Raw genomic sequence first — 17,155 nt, 5'->3', positions numbered from 1 at the left:
GAGGGCCCCTGCCCGCCGGGGGAAGCGGGAGGGGCCCTCGTCGAGGGTGGTGCGGTGCGTCAGGCAGCCGAGGCGGCGAGCTCCGGCGCGGCGGTCTCGGACTCGTCGGCCGGCGCGAGCTTGCGGATCGCGACGCCGACGATGGCGAGGACGACACCCAGGCCCATGACCAGCAGCGCGACACCGAAGGCCACGACCGACGTGAACAGCGAGGCCCGCAGGAAGGAGCCGTTCATCGCGGTCGCACGCAGCGGGTCGTCCTTGTCGAGCTCGGCGTAGGTCTTGCCGCCGGTCGCCTTGAGCGCGTGCTCCTTGATGATGTCGGCCTGGGCGAAGGCCTCCCACGGAGTGTCGACCGCGCCGCCGGCGAACGCCGCGGCGTCGTCGGAGACGGTGATGTTCTCGGCCTTGAGGTTGACCGACACGGCCGTCCAGGTCGTGGCGCCGGCGACGAAGAAGATCGCGCCGAAGATGATGACGATGAGGCCCAGCAGGCGGGGGAGCTTGGTGGTGGAAGCGGTCGGCGTCGACATCGTGAAGTCCTTGTCTGATCCCTCGGTCGGAGCTTGTGGCTCCGGCGAACCGGTCCGGCTCGCTGAACTGATCGTTCACCCCCGAAGACGCGTCGACCTGGGACCAACGGTCCATGTGCGTCGGGTCACATGTGGACGTGTATACGGCCCGGAGGCGCTGGTCAGGTCGCTGCGAACGGCCCTGCGACCGGTGCCGCGACCGGCCCTGGGGCCTCGTCGGCGAGCTGCGCGGCGGCGTGCCGACCGACGTCCGCCATGAGCGGGTAGTCCTCGGGATGGGCGAGGAAGACCGGCACGAGAGCGGCCGCCCACGCACGCGCGCGTCGCCACGTCGCGTCGTCCCACCCCTGCAACGTGGCGGTGCGGGCGACGAAGGCCGCACGGCCCGCGGCGTCGAACGTGAGCCACGCGGTCGCGAGGTCGCTCGCGGGGTCGCCGTGCCCGAGGTCACCGAAGTCGAGGAGCGCCGCGAGACGGTCACCGTCGCTGAGCAGGTTGCCCGGGTGCGGGTCGCCGTGCACCCAGACGGGCGGACGGTCCCACGCGGGCGCGGCGAGGCCGTCGCGCCACGCGTCGAGCAGCGCGGCACGGTGCGGGATCCCGGGCGCGTCGGCGAGCCGCTTCTCGACGACCTCGGCGCGAGCCGCCAGCGGGACTCCGCGGTACGGGTTGACCGGCGCGTCGGCCGGTGCGGGCTCGTGCACGGCGGCCAGGGCCTGCGCGAGCTCGCGCGCCCACGTGGTGCGGCCGGAGACGTCGGTCGCGGCGACGACCGTGCCCGCGAACCACGGGACGACGGTCCACCGCCAGGGGTAGAGCCCCGACGGGCGCCCCGTGCGCACCGGTGCCGGGACGGGTACGGGGACACGCGCGGCGAGCGCCGGCAGCCAGCGGTGCTCGTTCACGACGAGCGGCGCGCTCACCTCACGGACCGGGAACCGCACCGCGAGCGTGTCGCCGAGCCGCCACGTGATGTTGTCCCAGCCGTGCACGCGCCCGTGCAGGGGCAGGCGCGCGAGGTCCGGGTGCTGCTCCGCGAGCAGGTCGCGCGCGAGCGCGGCGCTCACCTCGACCTCGATCAGCGGGTGGTGCGGGCCGCTCACGACCCCGACCCGCGCGGCTCGAACCGGCGCGTCTCGAACGCGCGCCGGCGGTCCCACGGCACGGTCCACCCCAGCGCGTCGAGGATCCCGTCCAGCACGAGCGCCGTGAACCCCCAGACCAGCACGCCGTCCCCCACGACGAACGCGGGCGTCCGCAGGCGGCCGCGCACCCCGGCGTGCTCCACGACGCCGCGTCGCGCGGGGTCGAGCAGCTCGGCCACCGGCGTGCGGAACACCTCGACCGCCTCGCGGTGGTCGACGGCCGCGACCTGCGACGGGCGCGCCCACCACGCGACGACCGGCGTCACCAGGTTGTCGCTCACCGGCAGCGGCACGTCGGCGAGCGAGCCCAGCACCTCGACGCCCGCCGGGTCGAGCCCGGTCTCCTCGACCGCCTCGCGCACCGCGGCCTCACGCGGGCCCGCGTCCTGCAGGTCGACACCGCCGCCCGGGAACGCGACCTGTCCCGGGTGGTGCCCGATCGTCGCGGAGCGGCGTTGCAGCAGCACGTCGAGGTCCGCCGGGACGCGAGGCACGCCCGGGGCGTGGGCGGGCAGGTGGTCGAGCACGCCGAACAGCACGAGGACGGCCGCCCGCCGCGCGCGGGCCGGGTCGCGCAGGGCGCGCGCCGCGTCGACGGGCCAGCGCACGCCGCGGTGCACGAGCGCCACGAGCTCGTCCCGCGCGTCCGCAGGGCTCAGGGGGCCGCCGGGCGGGCCGCTCACCCGCGCGTCCGCATCTGCTCGGCGAAGAGCTGGACGACCTTGTGCGCGGCGGGCACGAGCGTCGGCAGCACGCGCGCGCCGTCCGTGCGGATCTGCGCGATCTCGTCGTCCTCCAGGCCGCCGACGAGCCCGGGGGTGCCGAGCCACAGGTCGAGCATCGACGCGTCGACCTCGACGTGGAACTGGACCCCGAGCGCGCTCCCGGCGCGGAACGCCTGCACGGGCGTCGCGTCGGACGACGCGAGCAGCGTCGCACCCGGCGGGAGGTCGACCGCGTCGGAGTGCCAGTGCAGCACCGTCGGGCGCGAGCCGAGCGGCCCGAGCACGAGGTCGTCGTGGTGCACGTCGACGGGGGCGAAGCCGATCTCCGTGCCGTGCCGCCGCAGCAGCCGCGCGCCCAGTGCCATGCCGAGCAGCTGCGCGCCGAGGCACACGCCGAGCACCGGGACGTCGGCCTCGACGGCCGCCGCGAGCAGGGCGCGCTCGGCGGGGAGACCGGGGTGGCCGCGGTCGTCGTCGGCGTCCATGGGACCGCCCATGACGACGAGCCCCGAGATCTCCTCGAGGCCCGGCAGGACCGGGTCCGCGGTGCCGACGACCGTGCGCACGCGCACCGGTGCGTCGAGACCGGGCGCGATCATGCCCGGACCCTCGTAGGGGACGTGCGTGAGGACGAGGACGGGGCGCACGCCTGTCACCACCCGTCCGGGAGGGGGCGACCCTCCTCGTACCCGGCGGCCGACTGGATGCCGACCGCGGCGCGCTCGTGCAGCTCCTCGAGCGTCGCGGCGCCCACGTAGGTCGCCGCGGAACGCACCCCGGACGTGATGTGGTCGATCAGGTCCTCGACGCCGGGTCGTCGCGCGTCGAGGTACATCCGGGACGACGAGATGCCCTCCTCGTACAGGGCCTTGCGTGCGCGCTCGAACGCCGAGCCGCCGCGTGTGCGTGCCGCGACGGCGCGCGCGGACGCCATGCCGAACGACTCCTTGTAGAGCCGGCCCGCGCTGTCCTCGTGCAGGTCGCCGGGGGACTCGTGCGTCCCGGCGAACCACGAGCCGATCATCACCTGCGACGCCCCCGCGGCGAGCGCGAGCGCGACGTCGCGCGGGTGGCGCACGCCGCCGTCCGCCCACACGTGCGCACCGAGCCGGCGCGCCTCCGCGGCGCACTCGAGCACGGCCGAGAACTGCGGCCGACCGACGGCCGTCATCATGCGGGTCGTGCACATCGCACCCGGGCCGACGCCGACCTTGACGATGTCGGCGCCCGCCTCGACGAGGTCTCGCGTGCCCTCCGCGGTGACGACGTTGCCCGCGACGACCGGCACCTGCGGGTCGAGCGCGCGCACCGCGGCGAGCGCGTCGAGCATCTTGCGCTGGTGGCCGTGCGCGGTGTCGACCACGATCGTGTCGATCCCGGCCTCGAGCAGGGCCGCGGCCTTGGCCTTGACGTCGCCGTTGATGCCGACCGCCGCCGCGATGCGCAGCCGGCCGGAGTCGTCGAGCGCCGGGCGGTAGATCGACGAGCGCAGCGCACCGACCTGCGTGAGCACGCCGACGAGCAGCCCGTCGCGCACGACCGGGGAGAACTTGCGGCGGCTCGAGTGCAGCTTCTCGAACGCGGCCTCGAGCCCGTGCACGCCGCCCGCCTCGACGACGTCGAGGTCGACCGTCGTGGGGTGCGCCGTCATGACGTCCTCGACCTGCGTGAAGCGGTCGACGCCCTGGCAGTCGGCCTCGGTCACGACGCCGAGCGGGCGACCGTCCGCCACGACGACCGCGGCGCCGTGCGACCGCTTGCCGATGAGCGTGAGCGCGGTGTGCACCGTGTCGTGCGGGGACACGACGACCGCGCTCTCGACGACGGGGTGCGCGGCCTTGACCGAGCGCACGACGTCCTCGACCACGTCGACGGGGATGTCCTGGGGGATCACGGCCATGCCGCCGCGGCGCGCGACCGTCTCGGCCATGCGGCGGCCCGCGACGGCGGTCATGTTGGCGACGACGACCGGGATCGTCGTGCCGGTGCCGTCGGTCGTGGCGAGGTCGACGTCGAAGCGCGAGGTGACCTCGGACCTCGTCGGGACGAGGAACACGTCGCCGTAGGTCAGGTCGGAGGTGGCCGAGTGGCCGGGCAGGAAGCGCATGAGGGGTTCCCCTTTCCGATGCATGCTACCCGGCAGGCTCCCCGCGGGCTGGTCGTCGGCCGGCCGTCGGAGCCCGTCAGCCGAGCACGTCGACCAGCCAGTCGAACGCGACCGGCAGCGCGCGCAGCACCGAGACGTGCCCGTCGTGCGGGCGCTCCCACAGCTGGGCGTCGGGGAGCAGAGCGAGCAGGCGCCGACTGTGGGTCGCGGGGACCACGCCGTCGCGCCCGCCGTGCACGAGCAGCACCGGTGCGCGCACGTCGGCGGGCGAGAAGCCCCACGGCGAGGCGTACGCGACGTCGTCGTCCACCGCGCCGTCGGGCCAGGCCTCGCCCGCGGGACCCGCGTCGGCGCCGAGCGCGCCCCACGCGCCCTCCAGCACCTGCCAGTCGGCGTCGACGAAGCCTGCGATGCTGCCGTCCTCGACGCCGTCGCGGGCCTCGCGCCCGGACACCGCGGCTCGCAGCGCCACGTCCGACGCCATGCCGGCGGCCCAGTCGAAGCCGTCGTCGAACGGCGCGAGCCCGGCGATGCTGACGACCGCGGCCGTGCGCTCGGGCAGCAGTGCCGCGCACGCGAGCGCGTGCGGCCCGCCGCCGGACGCGCCGACGGACGCCGCGCGCGGGACCTCGAAGGCGTCCAGCACGGCGGCGACGTCCCACGCCGCGGACGCCACGTCGCGCCCGGGGGCGGGCGTCGAGCCGCCGTACGACGGCCGCCCGTACGACACGACGCGCAGCCCGCGCGGCCGCGCCGCGGCGAGCACCGGCTCGAGCAGCGCGCCGGACTGCGGCGTGCCGTGGTGCCAGACGACCACGGGCGCGTCGGGCGAGGCGTCGTCCGCGTGCGCGCGCAGCGTGCGACCGTCGGGCAGGGTGATCGTGCGGGAGGTCGTGGCCACGGCCCGAGTATGCGTGCCCACACGCGCGCCCCGCGGACCGCGGCTCGCTAGGGTCCGGTCATGCTCGTCGCGCTCACCGGGATCGGCCTGGCCACGGCCGCGGGGCTCAACGCCTACATCCCGTTCCTCGTGGTCGCGCTCCTGGCGCGCCTCACGGACGTCGTGACGCTGCCCGACTCGCTGACGTGGATGGAGTCGTGGTGGGCCATCGGGATCGGCACGGTGCTGCTCGTCGCGGACGTCGTGCTCGACAAGGTGCCGGTCGTCGACACGGTCAACGACGCCGTGCAGACCGCCATCCGGCCGCTGTCGGGCGGCGTGGTGTTCGCCGCGACCTCGGCCGCCGCCGACCTCGAGCAGTCGGACTGGGTCGAGCGCCACGCGTGGGTGCCGTTCGTCGCGGGCGTGCTCGTCGCGGGACTCGTGCACGCGGGCAAGGCGACCGTGCGGCCCGTGGTCAACGCGGCGACGCTGGGCGCCGGAGCGCCGGTCGTGTCGACCGTGGAGGACGGCACGTCCGTGGGCCTGAGCCTGGCCGCGGTGTTCGTCCCGCTCCTCGTCCTGGTCCTGCTGGTGGCGCTCGTCGTCGCCTTCGTCATGCTCCGACGACGACGGCGTGCCGCGACGCGCGGCCCCGACCCGGCCTAGAGTGGGACGTCCGCCGTCGCCGCGCCCCACCGGTCACGGGCGAGCGGGCGGGCACACCAGGACGAGGGAGGCAAGGAGCGCGTGGCACGATCGCTGCTGTCGTCGATCCGCACGCCGGCGGACGTCAAGGCCCTGCGCCCCGGCCAGCTCGACGCGCTCGCGCAGGAGATCCGGACGTTCCTGGTCGACCAGGTCGCGCGCACGGGCGGCCACCTGGGACCGAACCTGGGGGTCGTCGAGCTGACGATCGCGCTGCACCGCGTGTTCACCTCGCCGCGGGACACGTTCGTGTTCGACACGGGCCACCAGTCCTACGTGCACAAGCTGCTCACCGGGCGCCAGGACTTCGGCGCGCTGCGGCGTCGCGAGGGCCTGTCGGGGTACCCGAGCCGCGCGGAGTCCGAGCACGACGTCGTCGAGAACTCGCACGCGTCGACGGCGCTGAGCTGGGCGGACGGTCTTGCGAAGGCGAACGAGCTGCAGGGCCGTTCCGACCGGCACGTCGTCGCGCTGATCGGCGACGGCGCCCTCACGGGCGGCATGGCCTGGGAGGCGCTGAACAACATCGCCGCGGCGCAGGACCGCCGGCTGGTCGTCGTGGTCAACGACAACGGCCGCTCCTACGCGCCCACGATCGGCGGCCTCGCGATGCACCTCGACGCGCTGCGCACGACGCAGGGCTACGAGAACGTCCTGTCCTGGGGCAAGCGCACGCTCACGCGCTCGGGCCCGCCCGGGCGCCTCGCGTACGACGCGCTGCACGGCCTGAAGAAGGGCATCAAGGACGTCGTCGCGCCGCAGGGCATGTTCGAGGACCTGGGCCTGAAGTACATCGGTCCGGTCGACGGTCACGACGAGCAGGCGGTCGAGCGCGCGCTGCGCCGCGCGCAGGCGTTCGGCGGTCCGGTGATCGTGCACGTCATCACGGAGAAGGGCCGTGGCTACACGCCCGCCGAGCAGGACGTCGCGGACCGGTTCCACGCGGTCGGCGTGATCCACCCCGAGACGGGTCTGCCGGTCGCGCCGTCGCGGTTCGGCTGGACGAGCGTGTTCGCCGACGAGATCGTCCGCATCGGGCGGCGCCGGCCGGACGTCGTCGCGGTCACCGCGGCGATGCTGCAGCCCGTGGGGCTCGCGCCGTTCGCGGCGGAGTTCCCGGACCGGGTGTTCGACGTGGGCATCGCGGAGCAGCACGCCGCGACGTCGGCCGCGGGCCTCGCGTTCGGCGGCCTGCACCCGGTGGTCGCGGTGTACGCGACGTTCCTCAACCGTGCGTTCGACCAGGTGCTCATGGACGTCGCGCTGCACCGCGCGGGCGTCACGTTCGTGCTCGACCGCGCGGGCATCACGGGCGACGACGGCGCGAGCCACAACGGCATGTGGGACATGGCGATGCTCGCGATCGTGCCCGGTCTGCGGCTCGCGGCACCGCGCGACGAGAAGACGCTGCGCACCGCGCTGCGCGAGGCCGTGGACGTCGACGACTCGCCGACCGTGGTCCGCTACCCCAAGAGCGCGCTGGTCGCGGAGATCCCCGCGATCGAGGACCTCGACGGCCTCGACGTGCTGGCGCGGCACGAGGCGGCCGACGAGGGTGCGCGGCGCGTGCTCGTCGTCGGCGTGGGCTCGATGGTCGGCACCGGGCTCGAGGTGGCCGAGCAGCTCGCGGCGCACGGCGTGCACGTCACGGTCGTCGACCCGCGCTGGGTCCTGCCGGTCCCGGCGGCGCTCACCAAGCTCGTGGGCGAGCACGACCACGTGGTCACGGTCGAGGACGGGCTGGTCGACGGGGGAGTCGGCGCGCACGTCGCGCAGCGGGCGCTCGAGCAGGGCATCGTCGTGCCCGTGCAGTCGTTCGGGGTGCCGCGCGAGTTCCTGCCGCACGCGTCGCGGGACCAGCTCGTCACGGCGTTGCGGCTGACGCCGGGCGACATCACGCGCGACGTCCTGACGGCCCTGTCGCGCCGCTGAGGACCCCGTCCGCGCGAGGCTCTCGGAGCCCCGCGCCGAGCGGTCCGACCTGCGGCGGGACCCCGGGTGTGACCCGGGGCACAGCGGTGTCGGGACCAGGGTCCCGAGACATCCCATCATTTGCTCCGTAGGTTCGTCGTACCGGACCGATTCCACGAGGAGCGAAGATGTCCACCACTGCCGTACCCGGCACCGACAACCTCGAGGCGACGACGCCTGCTGCCTGGGCGGGGTTCGTCACCGGACCTTGGGTCGACCACATCGACGTGCGCGACTTCATCCAGCGCAACTACACGCCCTACGAGGGTGACGCGTCGTTCCTGGCGGGCCCCACGGAGCGCACCACGGGCATCTGGGCGAAGCTCTCGCAGATGTTCCCGGCCGAGCGTGAGAAGGGCGTCTACGACGTCGACGCGAGCACGCCCTCGACCATCACGTCGCACGCCCCCGGGTACATCGCCCAGGACGACGAGGTCATCGTCGGCCTGCAGACCGACGCGCCGCTCAAGCGCGCGATCATGCCGAACGGCGGCTGGCGCATGGTCCAGACCTCGCTGCAGACGTACGGCTACGAGGCGCCGCAGGAGATCGTCGACATCTTCACCAAGTACCGCAAGACGCACAACGACGGCGTCTTCGACGTGTACCCGCCGGCCGTGCGCGCCGCGCGCTCGTCGCACATCATCACGGGCCTGCCGGACGCCTACGGCCGCGGCCGGATCATCGGCGACTACCGCCGCGTGGCGCTGTACGGCGTGGACGCGCTGATCGACGCGAAGAAGCTCGAGAAGGCCGCGCTCGACATGGAGCGCTCCGTCGAGGACGTCATCCGGGCCCGTGAGGAGCTCGCGGAGCAGATCCGCGCGCTCGGCGAGCTCAAGCAGATGGCCGCGTCCTACGGCTACGACATCTCCGGTCCGGCGACGACCGGCCGCGAGGCCGTGCAGTGGCTGTACTTCGGCTACCTCGCCGCGGTGAAGGAGCAGAACGGCGCCGCGATGTCGCTGGGCCGCACCTCGACGTTCCTGGACATCTTCCTCGAGCGCGACCTGGCCGCGGGCACCATCACCGAGGAGCAGGCGCAGGAGATCATCGACGACTTCGTCATCAAGCTGCGCATCGTCCGGTTCCTGCGCACGCCCGAGTACGACAACCTGTTCTCCGGCGACCCGACGTGGGTCACCGAGTCCATCGGTGGCATGGGCGAGGACGGCCGCACGCTCGTCACGAAGAACTCGTTCCGGTTCCTGCAGACCCTGTACAACCTGGGTCCCGCGCCCGAGCCGAACATGACGGTGTTCTGGAGCGACGCGCTGCCCGAGGGCTTCAAGAAGTACTGCGCGCAGGTCTCGATCGACACCTCGGCCGTGCAGTACGAGTCCGACGAGCTCATCCGCGCCGACTGGGGCGACGACGCCGCGATCGCGTGCTGCGTGTCCCCGATGCGGGTCGGCAAGCAGATGCAGTTCTTCGGCGCCCGCGTGAACCTCGCCAAGGCCCTGCTGTACGCGATCAACGGTGGTCGTGACGAGGTCTCCGGCAAGCAGATCGCGCCCGTCTCGGCCCCGGTCGAGGGCGAGTTCCTCGACTACGACGAGGTCGCGGCGAAGTTCGACGTGATGATGGACTGGCTCGCCCAGACCTACGTCGACGCGCTGAACTGCGTGCACTACATGCACGACAAGTACGCGTACGAGCGCATCGAGATGGCGCTGCACGACCGCGAGATCCTGCGCACCATGGCCTGCGGCATCGCCGGCCTGTCGGTCGTGGCGGACTCGCTGTCGGCCATCAAGTACGCCAAGGTGCGCGCGCTGCGCACGGCGGACGGCCTCGTCACCGAGTACCAGGTGGAGGGCGACTTCCCGACGTACGGCAACGACGACGACCGCGCGGACGCCATCGCGGTGCAGCTCGTCGAGACGTTCATGGAGAAGATCCGCAAGAACCCGACGTACCGCGGCGCGCTGCACACGCAGTCCGTGCTGACGATCACGTCGAACGTCGTGTACGGCAAGGCCACGGGCTCGACCCCCGACGGCCGGCGCCACGGCGAGCCGTTCGCGCCGGGTGCGAACCCGATGAACGGGCGTGACACGCACGGCATGCTCGCCTCGGCGCTGTCGGTCGCGAAGCTGCCGTACTCGCAGGCGCAGGACGGCATCTCGCTCACGTCGTCGGTCGTGCCCTCGGGCCTGGGCCGCACGCGGGACGAGCAGGTGGCCAACCTCGTCGGCCTCCTGGACGCGTACACGATGTCGCACGGCTACCACATGAACGTCAACGTGCTGAACCGTGAGACGCTCCTCGACGCGATGGAGCACCCGGAGAACTACCCGCAGCTCACCATCCGCGTGAGCGGCTACGCGGTGAACTTCGTCCGGCTGACGCGCGAGCAGCAGCTCGACGTCCTGTCGCGCACGTTCCACGGCGCGGTCTGACGCACGACGCCCCCGGGGCGGGTCCGGCCCGCTGACACACGGACCCGCCCCGGGGACCCACCCCCCATCCCTGCCGAGCCCCTGGAGACGACGATGAGCACGGTGACCGACCCGCAGGTCGGGGCCCCGGTCGTCCCGCTGGGCATGCCGCTCGTCGGCGGCGCCCACGGACGCGTGCAGGGCGCGGGCACCGAGGGCCTCGAGCACGCCGAGAGCGAGGACCGCTCCGCGCGGCTCGCCGCGGTGCGGGCCGGCGACGTCGGCTCGGTGCACTCCTGGGAGCTCGTCACCGCGGTGGACGGGCCCGGGACGCGCATGACGGTCTTCCTGTCGGGGTGCCCGCTGCGCTGCCTGTACTGCCACAACCCCGACACCATGGAGATGCGACGCGGCACGGACGTCACGTCCGACGAGCTGCTCGCGCGGGTGAGCCGGTACCGCGGCGTCATGCGCGCGACACACGGTGGCCTGACGATCTCCGGCGGCGAGCCGCTGATGCAGCCCGCGTTCGTGCGGCGCCTGCTGCGTGGCGCCAAGGCGATGGACGTGCACACCGCGATCGACACGTCCGGCTACCTGGGTGCGCACTGCACCGACGAGATGCTCGACGACCTCGACCTCGTCCTGCTGGACGTGAAGTCCGGCGATCCCGAGACGTACAAGCGCGTCACGGGGCGTGAGCTGGAGCCGACGCTGCAGTTCGGCCGGCGCCTCGCCGCCCGCGGCGACACCGAGGTCTGGATCCGCTTCGTGCTCGTGCCGGGGCTGACGGACGACGTCGAGAACGTCGAGAAGGTCGCGGAGCACGTCGCGTCGCTCGGCGAGTGCGTGACGCGCGTCGAGGTCCTGCCGTTCCACCAGATGGGCCGCGACAAGTGGGCCGAGCTCGGCATGCGGTACGAGCTCGAGGACACGCAGCCGCCCAGCCCCGAGGTCGTGGAGCGCGTGCGCGGCCAGTTCCGGGCCCGGGGCCTGCAGGTCTTCTAGGACCTCAGAACGCGCTGATCTCCTCCGGCGCGCGCTGCGGGCGGCTCAGGGTCCGCACGAGCGCGTCCTGCCCGTGCCGGCGCAGCGCGAGGTCCGTCAGCAGGGTGAGCACGGGGGACAGGGCCTCGGGCGCGAACCGGGGCGTCGGGACCGACAGGCTCGCCGCGAGGTCGTCGGAGTGCACGACGATCTCGAGGAGGCGGGTCGCGACGAAGTCCTCGACGGCCATCGCGGCGCCCGTCCAGGGCACGACGACGACCGGCGGCGCGGTCAGGAGCGCCGTGTCGAGCCGGGACGCCGCCTCCGCGGCCGCGGCTGCCGCCGCCTGGGGGCCCGCCGCCGCCTGCTCCTCGCCGCGCTCGCGCACGCCGACGTTCGACGGGCCGTCGAGGTCCTCGCGGATCCACACGGCGTTCGCGTAGTGCGTCGAGACGGGGACCGGCTCGCTCAGCCGGGAGTCGCGGGGGTCGTGCGCGGCGAGCGTCTCGACGATCCGCTGGGGCTGGTTCACGAGGTGCCAGGTGAGCGCCCCCACGCTCATCCCGGCGCACGCGGACTCCTCGTGCCATCGCGTCGTGATCTCGGGCCAGGCGACCAGCCCGGCGAGCAGCCGCGACGCGCCGACGACGGCGCGGGGGTCGAGGGAGCCGACGAAGGTCAGATCGGGCCACATGAGGACAACCTTGTCACGTCCGGCGGGCCGCCGGACGGGACCACGCACGCGAGGGCGGTCGCACCATCGGGTGCGACCGCCCTCCGTGGTCCTGCTGGTGGTCCTGCTGGTGGTCGCGCCGGTCAGGCCGTGGGGACGTTCGCCACGCCGTCCGGCAGCAGGCGGCGCCCGAGTACCCGCTCGCTGTAGCCCGTGCGGTCCAGGTACGGCGTCAGGCCGCCCAGGTGGAAGCCCCAGCCCGCGCCCAGGATCATGCACAGGTCGATCTGCTGCGGGGTGGCGACCACGCCCTCGTCGAGCATGTGGCCGACCTCGACCGTGAGGGCGGTGAGCACCGAGTCGAGCACGCCCGCCTCGTCCAGGGGCTCGGCGAGCGGCTCGCCCTCGCGTGCGGCGTCGAACGTCGCCTGGATCGCCGGGTCGACGGGCTTCGGCAGGCCCTTGGCGGCGGCCGGGAGCACGACCTTCGTGCCGTCGGCGACGAGCTTCTCGAGCCCGGGAGAGCGCGGGAACCGATCGCCCAGGTCCTCGCGCAGCGACGTCAGCACGTGCAGGCCCACCGCCGGCCCGACGAGGTCGAACAGCTCGAACGGCGGCATCGGCAGGCCCAGCGGTCGCAGCGCGCGGTCCGCGACCTCGACCGGCGTGCCCTTCTCGACCGCGTCGACGATCACGCCGAGCAGCAGGACGAGCAGACGGTTGACGACGAAGCCGGGATGGTCCGCGACGAGCACCGCGGTCTTGCGGAGCGTGCTCGCGACCGCGAAGCCCGTCGCCAGCGCCTCGGGCGACGTGCGCTCGGCCTGGATGACCTCCACGAGCGGCATCGCCGCGACCGGGTTGAAGAAGTGCAGCCCGACCACGCGCTCGGGGTGCTCCAGGTCCGCGGCCATCTGCGTGATCGACAGCGCGGAGGTGTTCGTCGCGAGCACCGCGTCGGGCGAGACCACCTGCTCGACCTCGGCGAACACACGCTTCTTGAGCGAGAGCACCTCGGTCACGGCCTCGATCACGAGGTCGCACCCCGCGAGGTCCGCGAGGTCCGTGGTGCCGTGCACCGAGCCGAGCAGGCGCGAGGCTGCCGCGTCGGACAGGCGGCCCGACGAGGTCAGCCGCTCGACTCCCGCGCGCACCGCGTCGAGCCCCTTGGCCACGCGCTCGTCGTCGAGGTCGCGCATGACGACCGGCACGCCGAGGCGCTGCGCGAACAGCAGCGCGATCTGCGCGGCCATGAGCCCGGCGCCGACGATCCCGACGCGCGTGACGGGCCGCGCGAGCGACCTGTCGGGCGCGCCGACGGGTCGCTTGCCGCCCGAGACGAGCCCGAACGCGTAGACGGACGCGCGCATCTCGTCGGACAGGATGAGGTCGGCGAGCGCCTCGTCCTCCGCCGTGAACGCCTCCTCGCGCGAGCGGTCGCGGGCGTGCGCGACGAGGTCGAGCGCGCGGTAGGGCGCGGGACGCGACCCGTGGATCGTCGCGTCGAGCCGCGCACGGGCCGCGTCGGTCACCGCGCGCCAGGTCGCCTCGTCGTCCAGCTCGCGGCGCGGCACGACGACCTCGCCGCTGAGCACGCGTGCCGCCCACCGCACCGACTCCTCGAGGAAGTCGGCGGTGTCGAGCACGACGTCGACGAGCCCGATCTGCTGCGCCTGCTGCGCCGTGTACGGCTTGTTCGCCGCGGGGCGCGCGAGGATCACGTCGAGCGCGTCCTGCACGCCGACGAGACGCGGGACCAGGTACGCGCCGCCCCAGCCGGGCACCAGGCCCAGGCTCGTCTCGGGCAGCGCGAGCGCCCGGACGTCCGCGGCGGCCGTGCGGTAGTCGCAGTTGAGCGCGAGCTCGAACCCGCCGCCCAGCGCGACGCCGTTGACGAACGCGAACGTCGGGACGCCCATGTCCTGCAGCAGCCCGTACGCGGCGTGGCCTCCGCGGCCGAGCCGGAGCGCCTCCTCGCGCGTCGTGACGCCCGCGACCTGCGTGAGGTCGGCGCCCGCGGCGAGGTAGTACGGCTTGCCCGTGACCGCGACCGCCTGGACCTCGCCGGCGCGGACGCGCTCGCGCACGGTCGTCAGCGTCGCGGTGAGCTCGGCGATGCCGAGCGGGCCGAACGTCGTCGGCTTGGTGTGGTCCAGGCCGTTGTCGATCGTGACGAGGACGAGCGTGCCCGCGCCGTCCGGGAGGCGGACGTCGCGTGCCAGGGCGTGCGCGACGCGCTCGGCACGCTGCGTGCTGGTGGTGGGCTCGGCGCTCACGGGGCGACCTCCTCGGTGGTCGTCGGCTCGTAGTCGGGGTGGTGCGGGTTCTCCCAGATGACGGTGCCGCCCTGGCCGAGACCGACGCACATCGTCGTGAGGCCGTAGCGGACCTCGGGGCGCTCGGCGAACTGCCGCGCGAGCTGCGTCATGAGGCGCACGCCCGACGAGGCGAGCGGGTGGCCCACGGCGATCGCGCCGCCGTACGGGTTGACGCGCGGGTCGTCGTCGGCGATCCCGAACGCGTCGAGGAACGCGAGCACCTGCACCGCGAACGCCTCGTTGATCTCGAACAAGCCGATGTCGTCGATCGTCAGCCCGGCGCGGGCGAGCGCGCGGCGCGTCGCGGGCACGGGCCCGACGCCCATGATCTCGGGCTCGACGCCCGCGTACGCGAACGAGACGAGCCGCATGCGGACCGGCAGGCCGAGCTCGGCCGCGGTGTCCTCGGCGGCCAGCAGGCACGCGGTCGCGCCGTCGGTCAGCGGAGCGGACGTGCCCGCGGTGACGCGGCCGCCCGGCCGGAACGGCGTCGGCAGCGCGCCGATCGCCTCGACCGTGGTGCCCGGGCGGGGCGGCTCGTCGGCGGTCGCGAGGCCCCAGCCGTGCTCCGGGTCGCGCGTGGCGACCGGGACGAGGTCCGGGTCGATCTGGCCCGCGGCGAGCGCCTCGGCGTACTTGCGCTGGCTCGCGACGCCGTAGGCGTCGGCCCGCTCGCGCGTGAGCCCCGCGTCGCGGTCGTGCAGGTTCTCCGCGGTCACACCCATGTTGAGGGCGTCGGCCGCGACGAGCCGCTCGGACATGAAGCGGGGGTTCGGGTCGGCGTCGAAGCCCATGGGGTGCCGGCCCATGTGCTCGACGCCGCCGGCGAGCGCGACGTCGGCCGCGCCGACGCCGATCTGGCCCGCGAGGTTCGTCACGGCCGTCATGGCGCCGGCGCACATGCGGTCGATCGCGTAGCCGGGCACGGAGCGCGGCAGACCCGCGAGCACGCCGACGGTGCGGCCGAGCGTCAGGCCCTGGTCGCCGGCCTGCGTGGTCGCGGCGATGGCGACCTCGTCGACCCGCTCGGGCGGGAGCTGGGGGTGGCGGCGCAGGAGCTCGCGGACGGTCTTGACCGCGAGGTCGTCGGCGCGCGTGTGGGCGTAGAGGCCGTCGGGACGTGCGCGGCCGAACGGGGTGCGGACCCCGTCGACGAACACGGTGCGACGGACAGCGGGGGCGGCGGGCATCGGGGCCTCCTGAGGGACGACGGTGTCCGGGATGGTCAACGACCGGGAAGCGCTGCTGGTGCCCCGGGACCTGCGAGGACGCCGGGACCTTCGACCCAGGGGGCCGAAGTTACCCGAGAGTAACATCCGCCGCCCGGCGTCGGGTGGGTTCCCGCCGGGGGATCTGCGCTCAGGCCCCGAGCGTGGCGAACGCGGCCGCGAACGGGTCCGCGACGAGCTCGACCTGCCACGCGCGCGCACCGCCCGCCGCGAGGTGCTCGGCGACCGACGCCGCGTCGAGCGAGGCCGGCGGCGACCAGCACAGCCGGCGCAGCAGGTCCGGCTGCAGGAGGTTCTCGACCGGCACCGAGTGCCGCTCCGACAGGCCCGCGACGACGTCGCGTGCGACGGCCAGGCGCGCCGCGGCCGCGGGGTCGCGGTCCGCCCACGCGCGCGGCGGGGGCGGTGCGTCGCTCTTCGGGCCACGCACCGACGGGAGCTCCGAGTCGGGGAGCGCGAGCGCGCGGTCGATCGCGGACTGCCACAGCGGCGCGCGCCGCCGCGTGCCCTTGCCCGAGAACGCGGGCAGCGCGGTCAGCGCCGGGACCCCGCGCGGCAGGGCCTGCGCGGCCGCCACGATCGCCGCGTCCGGCAGCACGCGGCCGGGGGACAGGTCACGCTGGCGCGCGTTCTTGTCGCGCGTCTCCCACAGCTCGCGCACGACCGCGAGACGACGCGCGTCCCGCACCGCGTGCAGGCCCGACACGCGGCGCCACGGCTCGACGCGCGGCGCGGGCGCGGGCGCGGTGCGCACCGCCTCGAACTCCTGCGCGGCCCACTCGGCCTTGCCGCTCACCGCGAGCCGCTCGGCGAGCACCTCGCGCACCTCGACCAGCACCTCGACGTCGAGCGCCGCGTACCGCAGCCACTCCACGGGCAGCGGGCGGGTCGACCAGTCCACGGCCGAGTGCTCCTTGGCGAGCCCCAGGCCGAGCGTGTCCGCGACGACCGCCGCGAGCCCCACGCGCTCCATCCCGAGCAGCCGTGCGGCGAGCTCCGTGTCGAACACGCGCGACGGGTGCATGCCCTGCTCCGCGAGCCCCGGCAGGTCCTGCGACGCCGCGTGCAGCACCCACTCGACGCCGACGAGAGCGTCCGACAGGGCCGACAGGTCCGGCAGCGCGATCGGGTCGATGAGCGCCGTCCCGGCGCCCTCGCGCCGCAGCTGCACGAGGTACGTGCGCTGCCCGTAGCGGTACCCCGACGCGCGCTCGGCGTCGACCGCCACGGGTCCGGTCGCCGCGCCGAACGCCTCGACCACCGCGGCGAGCGCCTCGGGGGTGTCGACCACCGGAGGGACGCCCTCGGCGGGCTCCGTCAGGGCGACGACCTCGACGGTCGGCGCGCTCACGTCCGCCACGCCCTCGTCGTCGGCACCGCCCGTCGCCGAGGAGTCGACGGCAGCGGTGCCGGCGGGCGCGCGCTCGTCGTCCTCAGGTCGCATGCTCCCACCGTAGGCGACGTGGCTGGGCTGCACGGCGAAGCGCGCCGCAAGTCG

The 17,155-nt window shown here is 74.3% G+C and carries 14 protein-coding genes; 4 read left to right on the top strand and 10 right to left on the bottom strand.

Annotation, left to right across the window (positions count from 1 at the left end):
• Positions 1-59: 59 nt before the first annotated feature.
• From F1D97_RS12655 to F1D97_RS12630, 6 genes are all read right to left on the bottom strand, one after another.
• Positions 60-533 (bottom strand): aromatic ring-opening dioxygenase LigA, encoded by a 474-nt coding sequence (locus F1D97_RS12655; RefSeq protein ID WP_236120846.1) that lies wholly within the window; start codon positions 531-533, stop codon positions 60-62.
• Between the two features lie 161 nt (positions 534-694).
• Entirely contained in the window at positions 695-1,636 is a 942-nt protein-coding gene (locus F1D97_RS12650; protein ID WP_236120845.1) for an aminoglycoside phosphotransferase family protein, read from the bottom strand.
• Positions 1,633-2,361, bottom strand: a complete 729-nt coding sequence (locus F1D97_RS12645) for an NUDIX hydrolase (protein ID WP_236120844.1) — start codon at positions 2,359-2,361, stop codon at positions 1,633-1,635. The genes F1D97_RS12650 and F1D97_RS12645 overlap by 4 nt, the downstream gene beginning before the upstream one ends.
• Positions 2,358-3,050, bottom strand: a complete 693-nt coding sequence (locus F1D97_RS12640) for a type 1 glutamine amidotransferase (RefSeq protein ID WP_236120843.1) — start codon at positions 3,048-3,050, stop codon at positions 2,358-2,360. The genes F1D97_RS12645 and F1D97_RS12640 overlap by 4 nt, the downstream gene beginning before the upstream one ends.
• A gap of 5 nt (positions 3,051-3,055) precedes the next feature.
• Entirely contained in the window at positions 3,056-4,510 is a 1,455-nt protein-coding gene (locus F1D97_RS12635; RefSeq protein WP_236120842.1) for a GuaB1 family IMP dehydrogenase-related protein, read from the bottom strand.
• 76 nt (positions 4,511-4,586) lie between these two features.
• A complete protein-coding gene (locus F1D97_RS12630) occupies positions 4,587-5,411 on the bottom strand; it encodes an alpha/beta fold hydrolase (RefSeq protein WP_236120841.1) in 825 nt (274 codons plus the stop codon).
• A 60-nt stretch (positions 5,412-5,471) separates the two neighbouring features.
• Here F1D97_RS12630 and F1D97_RS12625 point away from each other — a divergent pair, with 60 nt between their 5' ends.
• From F1D97_RS12625 to pflA, 4 genes are all read left to right on the top strand, one after another.
• The gene (locus tag F1D97_RS12625) at positions 5,472-6,059 is read left to right on the top strand and encodes a DUF4126 domain-containing protein (protein WP_236120840.1); all 588 of its coding nucleotides are present in this window, start codon (positions 5,472-5,474) and stop codon (positions 6,057-6,059) included.
• 81 nt (positions 6,060-6,140) lie between these two features.
• Positions 6,141-8,030, top strand: coding sequence for a 1-deoxy-D-xylulose-5-phosphate synthase (dxs, locus tag F1D97_RS12620; RefSeq protein WP_236120839.1), 1,890 nt, complete (start codon positions 6,141-6,143; stop codon positions 8,028-8,030).
• A 167-nt stretch (positions 8,031-8,197) separates the two neighbouring features.
• On the top strand, positions 8,198-10,471 hold the full coding sequence (gene pflB, locus F1D97_RS12615; protein ID WP_236120838.1) for a formate C-acetyltransferase: 2,274 nt from the start codon (positions 8,198-8,200) through the stop codon (positions 10,469-10,471).
• Positions 10,472-10,564: 93 nt separating this feature from the next.
• A complete protein-coding gene (pflA, locus tag F1D97_RS12610) occupies positions 10,565-11,458 on the top strand; it encodes a pyruvate formate-lyase-activating protein (RefSeq protein ID WP_236120837.1) in 894 nt (297 codons plus the stop codon).
• Positions 11,459-11,462: 4 nt separating this feature from the next.
• On the opposite strand, the gene F1D97_RS12605 is transcribed toward pflA, so the two are convergent.
• The 4 genes from F1D97_RS12605 to F1D97_RS12590 form a co-directional block, all read right to left on the bottom strand.
• Positions 11,463-12,131, bottom strand: a complete 669-nt coding sequence (locus tag F1D97_RS12605; protein ID WP_236120836.1) for a maleylpyruvate isomerase N-terminal domain-containing protein — start codon at positions 12,129-12,131, stop codon at positions 11,463-11,465.
• 122 nt (positions 12,132-12,253) lie between these two features.
• The gene (locus tag F1D97_RS12600; RefSeq protein ID WP_236120835.1) at positions 12,254-14,386 is read right to left on the bottom strand and encodes a 3-hydroxyacyl-CoA dehydrogenase NAD-binding domain-containing protein; all 2,133 of its coding nucleotides are present in this window, start codon (positions 14,384-14,386) and stop codon (positions 12,254-12,256) included.
• A complete protein-coding gene (locus F1D97_RS12595; RefSeq protein ID WP_236120834.1) occupies positions 14,383-15,618 on the bottom strand; it encodes a thiolase family protein in 1,236 nt (411 codons plus the stop codon). The genes F1D97_RS12600 and F1D97_RS12595 overlap by 4 nt, the downstream gene beginning before the upstream one ends.
• A 169-nt stretch (positions 15,619-15,787) precedes the next feature.
• Positions 15,788-17,101 (bottom strand): HRDC domain-containing protein, encoded by a 1,314-nt coding sequence (locus F1D97_RS12590; protein WP_236120833.1) that lies wholly within the window; start codon positions 17,099-17,101, stop codon positions 15,788-15,790.
• Positions 17,102-17,155 lie beyond the last annotated feature (54 nt).

The sequence above is a fragment of the Cellulomonas palmilytica genome (assembly GCF_021590045.1).
GTDB lineage: Bacteria > Actinomycetota > Actinomycetes > Actinomycetales > Cellulomonadaceae > Cellulomonas > Cellulomonas palmilytica.
This window is presented reverse-complemented; position numbering and strand designations above follow the sequence as displayed.